13 protein-coding genes are annotated in these 12,464 nt (G+C 66.8%); 3 read left to right on the top strand and 10 right to left on the bottom strand.

What is annotated here, in order from left to right; genetic code table 11:
• Nucleotides 1-70: 70 nt before the first annotated feature.
• The 6 genes from ACFWP0_RS24840 to ACFWP0_RS24865 form a co-directional block, all read right to left on the bottom strand.
• Complete coding sequence (locus ACFWP0_RS24840) at nucleotides 71-508, bottom strand: PaaI family thioesterase (RefSeq protein WP_377846652.1); 438 nt, start codon at nucleotides 506-508, stop codon at nucleotides 71-73.
• Nucleotide 509: 1 nt separating this feature from the next.
• Nucleotides 510-1,400, bottom strand: a complete 891-nt coding sequence (gene mmsB / locus ACFWP0_RS24845) for a 3-hydroxyisobutyrate dehydrogenase (RefSeq protein WP_377846654.1) — start codon at nucleotides 1,398-1,400, stop codon at nucleotides 510-512.
• 98 nt (nucleotides 1,401-1,498) lie between these two features.
• A complete protein-coding gene (locus ACFWP0_RS24850; protein ID WP_377846655.1) occupies nucleotides 1,499-2,674 on the bottom strand; it encodes an enoyl-CoA hydratase/isomerase family protein in 1,176 nt (391 codons plus the stop codon).
• Nucleotides 2,671-3,825 (bottom strand): acyl-CoA dehydrogenase family protein, encoded by a 1,155-nt coding sequence (locus tag ACFWP0_RS24855; RefSeq protein WP_377846657.1) that lies wholly within the window; start codon nucleotides 3,823-3,825, stop codon nucleotides 2,671-2,673. The genes ACFWP0_RS24850 and ACFWP0_RS24855 overlap by 4 nt, the downstream gene beginning before the upstream one ends.
• A 194-nt stretch (nucleotides 3,826-4,019) precedes the next feature.
• The gene (locus tag ACFWP0_RS24860) at nucleotides 4,020-4,367 is read right to left on the bottom strand and encodes an RnfH family protein (protein ID WP_377846659.1); all 348 of its coding nucleotides are present in this window, start codon (nucleotides 4,365-4,367) and stop codon (nucleotides 4,020-4,022) included.
• The gene (locus ACFWP0_RS24865) at nucleotides 4,357-4,791 is read right to left on the bottom strand and encodes a type II toxin-antitoxin system RatA family toxin (RefSeq protein WP_377846661.1); all 435 of its coding nucleotides are present in this window, start codon (nucleotides 4,789-4,791) and stop codon (nucleotides 4,357-4,359) included. The genes ACFWP0_RS24860 and ACFWP0_RS24865 overlap by 11 nt, the downstream gene beginning before the upstream one ends.
• On the opposite strand from ACFWP0_RS24865, the gene smpB reads away from it, so the two are divergent.
• Nucleotides 4,784-5,380, top strand: a complete 597-nt coding sequence (smpB, locus tag ACFWP0_RS24870; protein ID WP_377846663.1) for an SsrA-binding protein SmpB — start codon at nucleotides 4,784-4,786, stop codon at nucleotides 5,378-5,380. The genes ACFWP0_RS24865 and smpB overlap by 8 nt on opposite strands.
• A 1-nt stretch (nucleotide 5,381) precedes the next feature.
• Here the strand turns inward: smpB and ACFWP0_RS24875 are convergent, their stop codons facing one another.
• From ACFWP0_RS24875 to ACFWP0_RS24885, 3 genes are all read right to left on the bottom strand, one after another.
• The gene (locus ACFWP0_RS24875; protein ID WP_377846665.1) at nucleotides 5,382-6,569 is read right to left on the bottom strand and encodes a GGDEF domain-containing protein; all 1,188 of its coding nucleotides are present in this window, start codon (nucleotides 6,567-6,569) and stop codon (nucleotides 5,382-5,384) included.
• Between the two features lie 25 nt (nucleotides 6,570-6,594).
• On the bottom strand, nucleotides 6,595-7,521 hold the full coding sequence (locus ACFWP0_RS24880; RefSeq protein WP_377846667.1) for an SPFH domain-containing protein: 927 nt from the start codon (nucleotides 7,519-7,521) through the stop codon (nucleotides 6,595-6,597).
• Nucleotides 7,522-7,618: 97 nt separating this feature from the next.
• A complete protein-coding gene (locus ACFWP0_RS24885; RefSeq protein ID WP_377846668.1) occupies nucleotides 7,619-8,053 on the bottom strand; it encodes an NfeD family protein in 435 nt (144 codons plus the stop codon).
• Nucleotides 8,054-8,223: 170 nt separating this feature from the next.
• Here ACFWP0_RS24885 and ACFWP0_RS24890 point away from each other — a divergent pair, with 170 nt between their 5' ends.
• Nucleotides 8,224-8,961 (top strand): glutamine amidotransferase, encoded by a 738-nt coding sequence (locus tag ACFWP0_RS24890; RefSeq protein ID WP_377846670.1) that lies wholly within the window; start codon nucleotides 8,224-8,226, stop codon nucleotides 8,959-8,961.
• A gap of 105 nt (nucleotides 8,962-9,066) precedes the next feature.
• On the top strand, nucleotides 9,067-9,912 hold the full coding sequence (locus ACFWP0_RS24895) for a bifunctional transcriptional activator/DNA repair enzyme AdaA (protein ID WP_377846672.1): 846 nt from the start codon (nucleotides 9,067-9,069) through the stop codon (nucleotides 9,910-9,912).
• A gap of 79 nt (nucleotides 9,913-9,991) precedes the next feature.
• On the opposite strand, the gene ppsA is transcribed toward ACFWP0_RS24895, so the two are convergent.
• Entirely contained in the window at nucleotides 9,992-12,358 is a 2,367-nt protein-coding gene (gene ppsA, locus ACFWP0_RS24900) for a phosphoenolpyruvate synthase (protein WP_377846674.1), read from the bottom strand.
• Nucleotides 12,359-12,464: the final 106 nt, after the last annotated feature.

Below are 12,464 nucleotides of genomic sequence, written 5' to 3' on the forward strand. Positions count from 1 at the left end.
GATACCCATGCGACGCGCGACAGGCGCGCGGCGCGCCGGGCCGGGTGGCCGGACGCGCCGCGCGCGGGATTCATCGCGGCGTCACGCGCACCGCGGTAAGCAAGCCTATCACGCAGAGCGTGGCCTGCTCGCCTTCGTACGCATGCACCTCCACCTGGCAGACCGACAGGCGCTTGCCGGGCTTGACCACGCGGCCGGTGGCCACGTAGCGGTCGCCCTTGGCGGGCGCCAGGAAGTTCATCTTGAACTCCGAGGTCAGCACGTCCTCGCCCGGGCCGAACAGCGTGTACGCGGCATAGCCGCCGGCGCTGTCGGCAATGGTGGTGGAAATGCCCGCATGCAGAAAGCCGTTCTGCTGGCAGAGATCGGCGCGATAAGGCAGCGCGATGTCCACCCTGCCCGGCTCCACCACGTCCAGTGTGGCGCCCAGCAAGACCATGATGCTCTGCTGGCCGAAACTGGCCCTGACCCGCCCGGCGGGGTCCGTGGACGACTGGAGTTCCGCCATGTCAGTCCTGCTCGCGCTTGACCAGGTTGACGATGCTGGAGAAATCCAGCTTGCCCGAACCGCCCGAGCTGTGCAGCGAATACAGGTTGCGCGCCAGTTCGCCCAGCGGGATGGACGCGCGCGCCGACAGCGCCGATTCGGCCGCCAGGCCCAGGTCCTTGAGCATCAGGTCCACGCCAAAGCCGCCCGCGTAGCCCTTGGAGGCCGGCGCATGGTCCATCACGCCGGGCCAGGGGTTGTAGAGCTCGGTGGCCCAATTGCGGCCCGAGCTCTTGGCGATAATGTCCGACAGCACCTTGGGATCCAGCCCGTTGGCCACGCCCAGCGCCAGCGCCTCGGAGGTGCCCGCCATCAGGATGCCGAGCAGCATGTTGTTGCAGATCTTGGCCACCTGCCCCGCGCCCGCCGGCCCGGCATGGAAAATGTTCTTGCCCATCTTTTCCAGCACGGGGCGCGCGCGCTCCAGCGCGGCGGCCGCGCCGCCCACGATGAACGTCAGCGTGCCCGCGGCCGCGCCGCCGGTGCCGCCCGAGACCGGGGCGTCGATCATGGCGATGCCGCGCACGTCGGCCGCCTGCGCCACCTTGCGCGCCGAATCCGGCGCGATGGTGCTGCATTCGATGACCAGCGCGCTGGACGGGATCTTGCCCAGCAGGTCTTCGCCCAGATACAGGCCTTCCACATGCTTGCTGGCCGGCAGCATCGAGATCACCACCTCGGCTCCCTTGACCGCTTCGGAAGCGGACGCCGCCGCCGTGGCGCCGGCGTCGGTCAGCCGCTTGACGGCCGCCGGCACCAGGTCGAAGACCTTCAGGCTGTGGCCGGCCTTCACCAGATTCAATGCCATGGGCGCGCCCATGTTGCCCAGGCCGATAAACGCGATGCTGCTCATGATGTCTTGTCTCCTGTTGCTATTGCTGTAGGTATGGATTCATCGTGACTGCGTAATGCGGGGGCGGCCGGCCCGCCTCAGCCGGACCGGCCGGCGGATCAGCGTCCTTCCTGGCCCAGGTCGGCCAGCGGATGCGGCTCGCCCTCGGGCCACGGTTCTTCGAAGAACTTCTGCACCCAGGCGTCGGTCGCCATGTCCATGACGGCGGGATTCCAGCGCGGCTTCTTGTCCTTGTCGATCAGCAGCGCGCGGATGCCCTCGGCGAAATCGCCGTGCGCGGTGCAGGCCAGCGCCGCGATGTACTCGGCACGGAACACGTCGTCCAGCGAACGCAGGCGCGTGCGCTGCTGCAGCGCGAAGGCCAGGCGCACCGAACCCGGCGAGCCCGCCAGCATCGTGGTTGCCGCGCGCGCCAGCCAGGGATCCTCGTGATCCTTGAGCAGCGCCAGTTCTTCGAAAATCTCGTCCAGCCGGTTCCCGTTGCACAGGTTGTTGATCAGGAACGAATGCTGGCGCAGATGGCCCGGGTCCAGCGGCGTCTGCGGCTCCAGCGCCGTCAGCGCGCGGCGCAGCAGGCCGTCGTTGATGGAGCGCGGCGGGAGGGTCCCGTCGGACGCGCCCGTGGCCTGGCCGCCCCAGGGCTGCTCCTCCAGCGAGGCCAGCAGCTTGGGCCAGTCCGCGTGGTTCAGGCGGAAGTCCGCCAGGCCCGCGAAGAACGCGTCGGCGGTGTTCATCTGCGCGCCCGTCAGGGCCAGGAACAGGCCGACCCGGCCCGGCATGCGGTTCAGCAGCCAGCTGCCGCCCACGTCCGGGAACAGCCCGATCGAGACTTCCGGCATGGCCAGGCGCGAACTCTCGCTGACCACGCGATGGCTCGCGCCCATCATCAGGCCGATGCCGCCGCCCATGACGATGCCATGGCCCCAGCACAGCACGGGCTTCGGATAGGTGTGGATGCGATAGTCCAGCCGGTACTCGTGCTCGAAGAAACGGCGCGCATAGGCGTTGCTCCAGCCGGATTTGCCCGCGTTCTCGGTCATGCTCCGGTACAGGCCGTGCAGATCGCCCCCGGCGCAGAAGGCCTTTTCGCCCGCGCCCTGCAAGACCACCAGGGCCACCCCGGGGTCGCGCGCCCAGGCGTCCAGCCGGGCCGCCAGCAGGTCCACCATTTCCAGCGACAGGCCGTTGAGGGTTTGCGGCGCATTCAGCGTCGCAATCCCGAATCGCATCCCGTTGGCAGCGGTTCTTTCTTCGAACAACACCGGTGCATTCATCTTATGTCGGCTCCTTTTTCCAACAATTGGCGGGCAATGATCACGCGCATGATCTCGTTGGTGCCCTCCAGTATCTGATGAACGCGAGTATCGCGCACCAGACGCTCCAAGGGATAGTCCTTCAAGTATCCATAACCGCCATGAATCTGTTGCGCGTCCAGGCAGATCTGGAAGCCCATGTCGGTCGCGAAGCGCTTGGCCATCGCGCAGTAGGTTGCCGCGTCCGGCGCGCCCGCGTCCAGCTTGCATGCGGCCAGGCGGACCATCTGGCGAGCCGCCACCAGATGGGTCGCCATGTCCGCCAGCTTGAACTGCAGGGCCTGGAACTCGGCCAGCCGGCGGTTGAACTGGCGGCGCTCGTCCATGTAGCGGCGGGCGGCGTCCAGCGCGCCCTGCGCCGCGCCCACCGAGCAGGTGCCGATATTGATGCGGCCGCCGTCCAGCCCCTTCATGGCGATCTTGAAGCCCTCGCCCTCCTGGCCCAGCATGTTGGCGGCCGGCACGCGGACGTTCTCGAATGTGATGGGGCGCGTGGACTGGCTGTTCCAGCCCATCTTTTCTTCCTTGCGGCCGTAGCTGATGCCTTCGCTGTCGGCGGGGATGGCGAACGCGCTGATGCCGCCCGCGCCCTCGCCGCCCGTGCGCGCCATGACCACCAGCAGGTCCGTGTCGCCGCCGCCGGAAATGAAGGCCTTGGCCCCGTTGACGATGTAGTCGTCGCCCTGGCGCTGCGCCCGGGTGGACAGGGACGCGGCATCGGAGCCCGCGCCCGGCTCGGTCAGGCAGTAGGAGGCCAGCTTCTCGCCGCTGGCCAGCAAGGGGCCCCAGGCTTCGCGCAGCCCCGGCTGACCCCACTTTCCGACCATCCAGGCGGCCATGTTGTGGATCGTCAGGAACGCCGTGGTGGACGGGTCCACCGCCGCCATTTCCTCGAACACCAGCGTGGCGTCCAGGCGCGGCAGTCCCAGGCCGCCGATGTCCTCGCTGGCGTAGATGGCGCAAAAACCCATTGCGCCCGCCCGGGCGAACGCCTCGCGCGGGAAAATGCCCTCGGCGTCCCAGCGCGCGGCGTTGGGCGCAAGCTCGCCTTCGGCATAGTCGCGCGCGGCCTGCGCGAACGCGCGCTGCTCGTCGGTCAGTTCCAAGTCCACAGCCTGTCTCCTGTTGTATTGAGTATTGTCTGTTGGCGTTGCTGCCGTCTCGTGAACGCCAGCCCGTCGATTTTGACATGACGTTGACGTAAACGTAAGCGGGAACCCGTGTTTATGTTACGCCGGAAGCGCCGGCGCGATTTGTCCTGTCGATGACAATGTAAGGCGCGGACCGGGCCGGCCCGCCTCCCCGCCTAGAGCAGCCCGGCCGGGCGCACCCTGCCGTTCCTGGCCGTCTTGGCCCGGCGATGCTCGGCGCGGCGGCGCCGGGATTCCTTGGGGTCGAAGCTCAGGCCGCGGTAGACCTCCACGCGGTCGCCGTCGGCCAGCCGCGCCTGCGGCTCGGCGGCGCGGCCGAAGATGCCCACGCCCCGCTCCCAGGGCTTGACCACCGGGAAGGCCTGCGCAAAGCCGCTGGCGGCCAGCGCGTCCTCCACCGTGGCGCCTTCGGGCAGCCGCAGTTCCCGCAGCCACACATGCCCGGGCAAGGCGTAGCAGACGATGACGCCGATCTGCCGCGCCCCCGACGGCTCATTCGCCATACTTGGCCTGCGCGCGCTTGGTGAAGGAATCGATGAAGCTGGTCGCGATGCGGTTGAATACCGGCCCCACCACCATTTCCAGCGCGCGGTTGGAAAACGCGTACTCCATGGTGAAGAGCACCTTGCAGGCGTCGTCGGCCAGGGGCTGGAACACCCAATGCCCCACCAGGCTGGAAAACGGGCCATCCACCAGCTCCAGGTCGATCCGGTCGGGATAGGCGTGGGTATTGCGCGTGGTGAAGCGCTGCTTCATCCCCGCGAAACTGATCAGGATGGAGGCCTGCATGCCGTGTTCGTTACGGGTCTGCACCTCGGCGCCGCCACACCACGGCATGAACTCGGGGTACTTCTCCACGTCGGCAACCAGGTCGAACATCTGGGCGGCGCTGTAGGGCACCAGGACGGATCGTTGTACTTTGTGCATCGACTATCGCAAATGGCTAGAATGGCAAGATTTTACCGGCACAGCACGACCTGGACCTAAAAACAGGCAAAAAGCATCGGGTTCGACGCATCGGGCCCCAAGCAAAAAAGGCTTTATGAGCATTATCGACAATCGCAAGGCCACGCACGACTATTTCATCGAAGACCGCTACGAAGCTGGCCTTGTCCTGCAAGGCTGGGAAGTCAAGGCGATCCGCGATGGCCGCGTGCAGCTCAAGGAAAGCTACGTCATCGTGCGCGATGGCGAACTGTACCTGCTTGGCATGCACGTGAGCCCCCTGCCCACGGCCTCCACCCATATCCATCCCGACGCCATGCGCACGCGCAAGCTGCTGCTCAAGGCCGAGGAAATCAGCAAGCTCATCGGCAAGGTCGAGCAGCGCGGCTATACGCTGGTGCCGCTCAACCTGCACTACAAGAACGGGCGCATCAAGCTCGACTTTGCGCTCGGCCGCGGCAAGAAGCTGTTCGACAAGCGCGACACCGCCCGCGAAAAAGACTGGGCGCGCGAGAAAGAACGCATCATGAAGCACGACACCCGCGCCCCGCGCAAGGACAAGGACGACTGAGTCACGCGGCCACGGGCAGTTGCGGGCGCTCGGCCTCATGGCCGGGGCCCATGACGCGGTTGCGTCCCGCCGACTTCGCGGCGTAGAGCTTGCGGTCGGCCCGCTCGAAGAACACCTGCAGGTTCTCGCCGGGCATCCAGTCCTCCACCCCCGCGCTGAACGTATACGAAATAGTGCTGCCGCCATGCGCGCAAGGCGTGCGCCGCACCGAATCCAGCAGCCGGCCGGCCACCTCCAGCACCGCATCGCTGCGCATGTCGGGAAACAGCACGCCGAACTCCTCGCCGCCCACCCGGCCCACATGGTCGCCCGTGCGCAGGGTCGCGGTGGCCAAGAGGCCGAAATGGCGCAGCACCGCGTCGCCGGCCGCGTGGCCGTGCGTGTCGTTGATGCGCTTGAAATGGTCGATGTCCAGCAGCAACAGCGTCAGCGGACGCCGCATGCGCAGGGCCTGGGCGCAATACCGCTCGGCCTGCATCCACCACGCCTTGCGCGACATCAGGCCGGTCAGGAAGTCGGTGTTGGCCTCCTGCTCGCGGTCGGCCAGCATGCGGTCATGGATGATCATGATGGTGCCCAGCGTCAGGCATGGCATGACCAGCACGCCCAGCGTCAAAAAGGCCACGTTCCAGGCGGTGGGCTCCAGGAAGGCCGGGGTCACGGCCAGGTCCATCAGGTACACCGCGGCGCGCACCGCGCAGACGGCGGCGGAAATCAGCGCCACCGCCCACACGAAGCGGTAGCTGTAGCGCGAACGATGCACGGGCATGTTGCGCTGGACGGTGACGGCCACGCTCAGCATGAAGCCCATCTGCAGCAGCGACATCGCCACGATGCGCGGCCCGACCCGCCAGTCCACGTAGGTGTAGACCACCAGCACCGCGAGCGCCGTCAGGCAGCCCGACACCATCAGATGGCGCGGCACGCCCAGGCCCAGCAGCCGGCGCACGCCCGCGTAGTACGCGCACAGCGCCAGGGCGATGGCCGTGTTGGGAACCAGGACGGACAGCCAGAGCGGCGCCTGGGTGTTCTGCAGCGCAAATGTGGAAAACGCCAACAGCGTGAGCAAGTTGGCGCGTATGGTCTCGCGTATCCCGGCCATGCCGCTGCGCGCCAGGGATCCCAGCACGCAAAGGGAAAGCACCCCCGCCAGTGCTGCTATTAGAAGCAAATTAACGGGAGCGATCATGGGCGGGGCGCCGTGGGGCGCGGTGTCAGGTGTTGCGCGTGGACTTCACAATGGTCATGGCGGAGGCGATCATGCCGCCCACGTCGGCCAGGTTGGCCGGCAGGATCAGCGTGTTGCCTTCCTTGGCCACGTTGCCGAACGCCTCGACGTAGCGCTCGGCCACCTTCAGGTTCACCGCTTCCATGCCGCCGGGCTGGCGCACGGCGTCGGCCACCTGCGTAATGGCCTTGGCGGTGGCTTCGGCGATCGCCAGCACAGCGGCGGCTTCGCCCTGGGCCTGGTTGATCTGCGCCTGCTTCTCGCCTTCCGAACGGGCGATCGCGGCTTCGCGTTCGCCGGTGGCGATGTTGATCTGCTCCTGGCGGCGGCCTTCGGAAGCGGCGATCAGCGCGCGCTTTTCGCGCTCGGCGGTGATCTGCGCCTGCATCGAGCGCAGGATTTCGTTGGGCGGCGTCAGATCCTTGATCTCGTAGCGCAGCACCTTCACGCCCCAGTTCAGCGCGGCCTCGTCCAGCGACGAGACGATGTTGCTGTTGATGGAGTCGCGCTCTTCAAATGTGCGGTCCAGCTCCATCTTGCCGATGACCGAACGCAGGGTCGTCTGGGCCAGCTGCGTGATCGCCGAGATGTAGTTCGACGAGCCGTAGGAGGCGCGCATCGGGTCCGTCACCTGGAAGTACAGCACGCCGTCGACCTGCAATTGCGTGTTGTCGCGCGTGATGCAGACCTGGCTCGGCACGTCCAGCGGGATTTCCTTGAGCGAGTGCTTATAGGACACGCGTTCAATGAAGGGAATGACAAAACCGGCGCCGGGAGACAGGACGCGGTCGAACTTGCCCAGCCGCTCGACTACCCAGGCATGCTGCTGGGGCACGATGGCGATCGCCCTGATGACGATCAGGATCGCCAGCGCGACAACGACGAGCAGGACGATAGTGGAAGTATCGATCATGATTTGAAGCCTCTTTTCGGATGAATGCGCTGGCGGTCCCTGCCGTGCCGGCCAGGGCGCCAACGGCTGCCCGCGCGTCTCGCGCGGGCCGGTTCTGCTATGCCGAGCCGGGTGTGCCCTTGGGGGTCAGCACCAGGCTCGAACCGCGCACTTCGGTAATGATGTGTTCGCCGGCCTGGGGCGCATGCCCCGCGGCCAGTTCCGCCTGCCAATGCGCGCCGCGGTACCAGACGCGCGCCGTACCGCTTTCGGACCAGGCCTCGACCGAGACCGTCTGGCCGATATCAAGGTTGACGTCGGCGTTGCTGGCCGAATCGACCTCGCGCTTTTTCAGGACGCGGGTCTTGCGCAGCACCAGCAGGCCCAGCAGCAGCACGACGCCGCAAGCCACAAGCTCCCATTGCAGGCCCGCGCTGAATCCGGCGACGACGCCGCCCGCCGCCAATCCCAGGGCGACCAGCAGCAAATAGAAGGTTCCCGTCGCCAGTTCCCCGATGAGGGCCAGCGCGGCCAGTCCCAGCCATATCCACATAGTGTTCAGATCGCCTGTAAGGATGAGTCACTGAGCGGATTGTACGTATTTCCGGGACGGAAGGGGTAAAGCCAATCGCCTCATGAACAATAGCGCTGCATTATGATGTGCGCATGGCGCGTGCGATCCCCCGGACCGCCGCGCCGCTCTCTTCAAACGCACAAGCCTCCATGACCGCTGCAACTCCTTCTGCCCTTCCCGTCCTGATCCTGCACACCGGCGATCCCGACGACACGCTCAAAAGCCGGTTCGGCGGTTATGCCGACCAACTCGCGCAAGCGGCCGGCCTGGGCGCCGACGCGCTGGAAATCGTGGCCGTCCATGAAGGCCAGCGCCCGCAGGCGCCCGCCCGGTACCGCGCCGCGCTGATCACCGGTTCGCCCGCGATGGTCACGGACAAGGAGCCCTGGAGCGAAGATGCCGCCGCGTGGCTGCGCGATGCCGCCGAGGCCGGCCTGCCCATGTTCGGCGTCTGCTACGGCCATCAGCTGCTGGCGCACGCGCTGGGCGGCAAGGTCGGCTACAACCCGGCCGGACGCGAGGTCGGCACCCAGACCGTCGAGCTGCTGCCGGCCGCCGCCGGCGACAAGCTGATGGCCGGCGTGCCGTCCACCTTCCCGGCCCAGATGCTGCATGCCCAGACCGTGCTGCAGCCGCCGCCGGGCTCGGCCGTGCTGGCGCGGTCGGACCTGGACGAGCACCAGATGATCCGGATCGGCCGCAACGTGTTCTCCACCCAGTTCCATCCCGAATTCGGCCCGGACTTCATCCGCGCCCACCTGGAGCGTTTCGGCCGCCGCTACGCCGCCGAGAACCTCGATGTGCCGGGACTCGCCGCGAACGTGCGCGCCACGCCGGTGGCGGGCGGCCTGCTGCGCCGGTTCCTGGAGGCCTACGCTCCCGCCTAGCTTTCGCGGTCCGGCCCGGTCCGCAACAAGCGGAGTGCGGCGGCCGGCGGGCTTTGAGACGATATGGTCAAGCGTAAACGTCCACGCGCAAGTCAGGAGTCCTCCATGAGCCACGCCGCCGCCCCCTTGAACAAACAGCACGCCGCCGCCGTCGAGCGCGCCTGCCGCGCGCTGGAAGCCGAGCAGCCGCCCGACCTGTCCGCGCTGGCCGAACAGGCCGGCATGAGCCGCTTTCATTTCCACCGGGTCTTCAAGGCCGCCACCGGCATCACCCCCAAGGCCTACGCCAACGCCCTGCGCGCCAGGCGCGCGCGCCAGCAGCTCAAGCAGAGCGCCAGCGTCACCGACGCCATGTACGACGCCGGCTTCAATTCCAGCGGCCGCTTCTACGAAGCCGCGCCCGCCATCCTGGGCATGACCCCCACCGCCTTCCGCAAGGACGGCGAAGGCGTGGACATCCGGTTCGCGGTGGCCCAGTGCTCGCTGGGCGCGCTGCTGGTGGCGGCAAGCAGCACCGGCATCTGCGAGATCGCCCTGCACGAGGATCCGGAGCAACTCGTCAAGAACCTCCAGGACCGCTTCAAGGCCGCGCGCCTGATCGGCGCCGACCCCGGCTTCGAAGACTGGGTGGCCGCCGTGGTGGGCTTCGTCGAAGACCCCTCCCGCGGCCTGGACCTGCCGCTGGACGTGCGCGGCACGGCCTTCCAGCGCAAGGTATGGGAGGCGCTGCGCGAGATCCCCGTGGGCGCCACCGCGACCTATGCGCAAGTCGCCGAACGCATCGGTTCGCCCCGGGCCGTGCGCGCGGTGGCCCGCGCCTGCGCCACCAACAACATCGCGCTGGCCATTCCCTGCCACCGCGTGGTGCGCACCGACGGCTCGCTCGCCGGCTACCGCTGGGGCATCGACCGCAAGCGCGAGCTAATCGCCCGCGAGGCGCAAGCGGCCTGACGCCGCTTTTCCCGTCCACCCGGGCAAAAAAAACCCCGCGCCTTCGCAGGCGCGGGGTTTTTGCTGATCGGCCGGGCGATCAGTTCTTGGCCAGACGCTGCCAGGTATCGACAACGGTGTCCGGGTTCAGCGACATCGACAGGATGCCTTCGTCCTTCAGCCACTGCGCGAAATCCGGATGGTCGCTGGGGCCCTGTCCGCAGATGCCCACGTACTTGTTGGCGGCCAGGCAAGCCTTGATCGCGCGGCGCAGCATGAACTTCACGGCCTCGTCGCGTTCGTCGAAGTCGGCGGCCAGCAGCTCCATGCCCGAATCGCGGTCCAGGCCCAGCGTGAGCTGGGTCATGTCGTTCGAACCGATCGAGAAGCCGTCGAAGAATTGCAGGAATTCGTCGGCCAGGATGGCGTTGGACGGGACTTCGCACATCATGACCAGCTTCAGGCCGTTCTCACCGCGCGCCAGGCCGTGCTTGGCAAGCAGGTTCACGACCTTTTCCGCCTGGCCCAGGGTGCGCACGAAGGGCACCATGATCTCGACGTTGGTCAGGCCCATTTCATCGCGCACCTTCTTCAGCGCTTCGCATTCCATGCGGAAGCACTCGGCGAAGTCCTCGGCGATATAGCGCGACGCGCCGCGGAAGCCCAGCATGGGGTTCTCTTCCTCGGGCTCGTAGCGCGAACCGCCGACCAGCTTGCGGTACTCGTTGGACTTGAAGTCCGACATGCGCACGATGACGGGCTTCGGGTAGAAGGCGGCGGCAATCGTCGCCACGCCTTCGGCCATCTTCTCGACGAAGAACGCGCGCGGGCTGGCGTGGCCGCGAGCCGCCGATTCCACGGCCTTCTTCAGTTCGCCGTCCACATTCGGGTAGTCCAGGACCGCCTTGGGGTGGATGCCGATGTTGTTGTTGATGATGAATTCCAGGCGCGCCAAGCCCACGCCCGAATTGGGGATCTGGGCGAAATCGAACGCCAGCTGCGGGTTGCCCACGTTCATCATGATCTTCAGATCGATGGCGGGCATGTCGCCGCGGCGCACTTCTTCCACTTCGGTCTCGATCAGGCCGTCATAGATGCGGCCTTCGTCGCCTTCCGCGCAAGACACGGTCACGGCCTGGCCTTCCTTGAGCAGGTCGGTGGCGTTGCCGCAGCCCACCACGGCCGGAATGCCCAGTTCGCGCGCGATGATCGCCGCGTGGCAGGTGCGGCCGCCGCGGTTCGTCACGATGGCGGCGGCGCGCTTCATCACGGGTTCCCAGTTGGGATCCGTCATGTCGGTGACCAGCACGTCGCCGGGCTGGACCTTGTCCATGTCGGAGATGTCGCCCACCACGCGCACGGGACCGGAGCCGATCTTCTGGCCGATCGCGCGGCCGGTGATCAGGACCTGGCCGGTGGCTTTCAGGCGGTAGCGCTGCTGGACGTCGTTGACGCCCTGCTGCGACTTCACCGTTTCCGGGCGCGCCTGCAGGATGTAGATCTTGCCGTCGACGCCGTCGCGGCCCCACTCGATGTCCATCGGGCGCTGGTAGTGCTTTTCGATGATGACGGCGTAGCGGGCCAGTTCATTGACCTCGTCGTCGGTCAGCGAATAGCGGTTGCGCTCGGACACCGGCACGTCCACCGTGCGCACGGCGCGGCCTTCCGGACGCTCGGGATCGAATTCCATCTTGATCAGCTTGGAGCCGATGCGGCGGCCGACGATCGGGAAGTGGCCTTGGGCCAGCGTGGGCTTGAAGACGTAGAACTCGTCCGGGTTGACGGCGCCCTGCACCACGGTTTCGCCCAAACCATAGGACGAGGTGATGAAGACCACGTCCTGGAAGCCGGATTCGGTGTCGATGGTGAACATCACGCCGGCGCTGCCCTTGTCGGAACGCACCATGCGCTGGATGCCGGCCGACAAGGCGACGTCGGCGTGGGCGTAGCCCTTGTGCACGCGATAGGAAATGGCGCGGTCGTTGTACAGCGACGCGAACACGTGGCGGATCTTGTCCAGCACGTCGTCGATGCCAACGACGTTCAGGAAGGTTTCCTGCTGGCCGGCGAACGAAGCGTCGGGCAGGTCTTCGGCCGTGGCGGACGAGCGCACGGCGAACGAGCCCTTGCCGTCGGCGTCGAGCTTGCCGAAGGCCTCGCGGATCTGGGCTTCGAATTCAGGCGAGAACGGCGCATCGACGATCCATTGGCGGATCTGCGCGCCGGCGGTGGCCAGCTCGCGCACGTCTTCGGGGTTCAGCGTGGTCAGGCGCTCAGCGATGCGCTTGTCCAGGCCCGAGGCCTTCAGGAAATCGCGGAAGGCGTCAGCGGTCGTGGCAAAGCCGCCCGGTACGCGGACTCCCGCGCCAGACAGCTGGCTGATCATTTCGCCTAGTGATGCGTTCTTGCCTCCTACCGAGTCCACGTCCGTCATGCGGAGCTGCTCGAACAAAACAACATACGACATTGAAGTCACCTTTTACAATGGAATGAAAGCGAGTTTGGTCAATGCATGAAGAAGGTTGTTTTCGGCCGGTTCAAACCGGGCAAAAAGCCCGGTTCCGACGGGCCTG

Source organism: Achromobacter sp. NPDC058515 (genome assembly GCF_042721735.1).
GTDB lineage: Bacteria > Pseudomonadota > Gammaproteobacteria > Burkholderiales > Burkholderiaceae_B > Achromobacter.